Below are 3,498 nucleotides of genomic sequence, written 5' to 3' on the forward strand. Positions count from 1 at the left end.
TCCTCCGCCGCCGCTCTGCTCGGCTCCGCCGGCCAGGGCAGCTACGCCGCCGCCAACTCCTATCTCGACGCGCTCATGGCCCACCGGCGGGCCGCCGGCCTGCCCGGTGTCTCGATGGCCTGGGGCCTGTGGGAGCAGAGCACCGGATTGACCGCTCACCTGGGTGAGGTCGATCAGGCTCGTATGAGCCGTGGCGGCATCCTGCCTATCGCGGCCGCCGAGGGAATGGGGCTGTTCGACGCGGCCCTGCGGGTTTCCGCGGCTCTGGTGGTGCCGATCAAGCTGGATCTGCGGAGGCTGCGTGCTGATGCTGTGGCCGGCGGGGGTCTGCCAGGGCTTCTGGGTGGTCTGGTGCAGGGCGGACGGCGGCGGGCACGGGCGGGAGACAGGCAGGCAGGGGCGGGGGACAGTGGTGGTGGCCTTGCTGCCCGGCTTGCAGGGCTCACACCGCAGGAGCAGGAAGCGTTGCTGCTCGATTTTGTCCGTGGTCATGTGGCGATGGTCCTCGGTCATGCCGGGATCGCGAAGGTCGGAGCGGAGACGGCGTTCAAGGACTCCGGGTTCGACTCGCTCACCTCGGTCGAGTTGCGTAACCGCCTTCGTGGGGCCACCGGCCTCAAGCTTGCCGCCACCATCGTCTTCGACTACCCCAACCCGCTCGCCCTCGCCCGCTATCTCCACCGCGAACTAGGGACCGCAACGCAATCCGTGGCCGGAACGCATCCGCTGCTGGCTGAACTGAGCAGGCTGGACGCCACCTTGGCCGAGACGCCCGCCGACGACTCGGTCCGCGCCCAAGTGACAGCCCGGCTTCAGGGCCTTCTGGCCTCCTGGTCGCTGGCGAACGGAACCCCGCCCGCTGAGGAGGAGCTCGACTTCGATGCCGCCTCGGACGACGAACTCTTCGACCTGATCGACACCGAGTTCGGCAACTAGCAACCGCCGACTGTCACAGCCTCTAGGAGCTGAACCCCGATGGCAGATGAAAGCAAGCTTCGCGACTATCTCAAGCGCACCCTCGCAGAGGCACGCCGTTCCCATCAGCGTGTGCTGGAGCTTGAGGCCGAGAAGTCGGAGCCGGTTGCGGTTGTGGGTATGGCGTGTCGTCTGCCCGGTGGTGTGGCGGGTCCGGAGGATTTGTGGCGGCTGGTCAGCGAGGGCCGGGACGGTATGTCTGGTTTCCCGTCCGATCGTGGCTGGGATGTGGAGGGCTTGTTCGACTCCGCCCCGGGCCAGGCCGGCACCCCCCACGTGCCCCGGGGCGGGTTCCTGTATGACGCGGCGGAGTTCGACGCGGGTTTCTTCGGGATCTCGCCGCGTGAGGCGCTGGCGATGGATCCGCAGCAGCGGTTGTTGCTGGAGACCTCGTGGGAGGCGTTGGAACAGGCCGGGATCGACCCGGGGACGTTGAAGGGCCAAGAAGTCGCGGTGTTCTCCGGCGTCTATGAACAGGGGTACGGCTTCAGCGCGGCGGAACTGGAAGGGTTCATCGGCACGGGAGCGATGACGAGCGTCGCCTCAGGCCGGGTGTCGTATGTGCTCGGTCTTGAGGGTCCGGCGGTGACGGTGGACGCGGCGTGTTCGTCCTCGCTGGTCGCGATCCATCTGGCGGCGCAGGCGTTGCGGCGGGGGGAGTGCTCGCTGGCGCTGGCGGGAGGGGCCACGGTGATGGCGACGCCGGGGGCGTTCGTGGCGTTCTCGCGCCACGGCGGCCTCGCCGTCGACGGCCGGGTCAAGGCGTTCTCGGACGCCGCGGACGGCACCGGCTGGGCCGAGGGCGTCGGGGTGGTGGTCCTGGAGCGGCTGTCGGAGGCGCGGCGCAACGGGCACCGGATCCTTGCGGTGATCCGTGGCAGCGCGGTGAATCAGGATGGTGCCTCGAACGGGTTGACTGCGCCGAATGGTCCGTCGCAGCAGCGGGTGATCCGTAAGGCGCTTGCCGATGCGGGTCTTTCGACGGCGGATGTGGATGTGGTGGAGGGGCACGGGACGGGGACGGTTCTGGGTGATCCGATCGAGGCGCAGGCGCTGATCGCCACCTACGGGCAGGACCGGCCCGAGGACCGGCCGCTGTGGCTGGGGTCGTTGAAGTCGAACATCGGTCATACCCAGGCGGCGGCGGGGGTGGCTGGTGTGATCAAGATGGTGCAGGCGCTGCGGCACGGGGTCATGCCTCCCACGCTGCATGTCGATGCCCCGTCGGCGAAGGTGGACTGGACCGCGGGTGCGGTCGAGCTGCTGACCGAGTCCCGGGAGTGGCCCGACACCGGCCGGCCCCGCCGCGCTGGTGTGTCGTCCTTCGGTGTCAGTGGGACCAACGCGCACCTGATCCTGGAACAGGCACCGCAGGAGCAGCCCGCGGCGCCGGCCGCATCGACCGCCGGTGTGGTGCCGTTGATCGTGTCCGCTGCCTCGGCGGCGTCCCTGGTGGGGCAGGCGGAGCGGTTGGCGTCCTTTGTGGAGTCCGGCGAGAAGGTGCCCCTGACGGACGTGGCGGCGGCGTTGGTTGGTCAGCGTGCGGTGTTGTCCGAGCGTGCGGTGGTGGTGGCCGGCTCGCGGGGTGAGGCTGTGGCGGGTCTGGAGGCGCTGGCGCGGGGTGAGTCTCGTCGTGGTGTGGTCACGGGCGGATTGGCGTCGGCCGCGGTCGCGGGGCGGACGGTTCTGGTGTTCCCCGGTCAGGGTTCGCAGTGGGCCGGCATGGGTCGAGACCTCCTGGACTCCTCACCGGTGTTCGCGGAGCGGATCGCTGAGTGCGCGGCGGCGTTGGAGCCTTGGGTGGACTGGTCGCTGGTGGATGTGTTGCGGGGGGATGCTCCGGCCGATCTCCTGGAGCGGGTGGATGTGGTGCAGCCGGCGAGTTTTGCGGTGATGGTGGGTCTGGCTGCGGTGTGGGCGTCGGTGGGTGTGGTGCCGGATGCGGTGGTGGGCCATTCGCAGGGTGAGATCGCGGCCGCGTGTGTGGCGGGTGCGTTGTCGCTGCAGGACGCGGCCCGGGTGGTGGCGGTACGCAGTCAGGTGATTGCGGGCAGTCTGGCGGGCCGGGGTGGTATGGCGTCGGTGTCGCTGTCCGAGACTGAAGTGGCGGAGCGTATCGAGCGGTGGGCCGATCGAGTCGAGGTGGCGGCGGTCAACGGTCCGTCCTCGGTGGTGATCGCCGGTGATGCCGAAGCCCTCGCCGAAGCCCTCGACGTCCTTGCGGCGGATGGCGTCCGCGTGCGCCGGGTCGCGGTGGATTACGCTTCCCACACCCGGCATGTCGAAGCGGTCGAAGACGTACTGACAACCGCCTTCGCCGACATCCGTGCTCAGGCGCCGCTGGTTCCTTTCTACTCGACTGTGACGGGTGAGTGGGTGCGGGAGGCGGGTGTCCTCGACGGCGGCTACTGGTACCGGAACCTGCGTGGCCAGGTCCGTTTCGGTCCCGCCATCGCCGACCTCCTGGCCGGCGGCCACACCGTCTTCGTGGAGTCCAGCGCTCACCCCGTCCTGGTCCAGCCG

The 3,498-nt window shown here is 69.5% G+C and carries 2 protein-coding genes; both read left to right on the forward strand.

The features are described 5' to 3' along the window. Positions 1-936, forward strand: a 936-nt coding sequence (locus ACIGYR_RS38995; RefSeq protein ID WP_400014470.1) for a KR domain-containing protein, incomplete at its 5' end; no start/stop codon positions are given. A 39-nt stretch (positions 937-975) separates the two neighbouring features. Then, positions 976-3,498 (forward strand): type I polyketide synthase (locus ACIGYR_RS39000; protein WP_399609047.1); only part of this gene is annotated, 2,523 nt, incomplete at its 3' end.

The organism is Streptomyces sp. NPDC053076 (assembly GCF_044546845.1).
Lineage (GTDB): Bacteria > Actinomycetota > Actinomycetes > Streptomycetales > Streptomycetaceae > Streptomyces.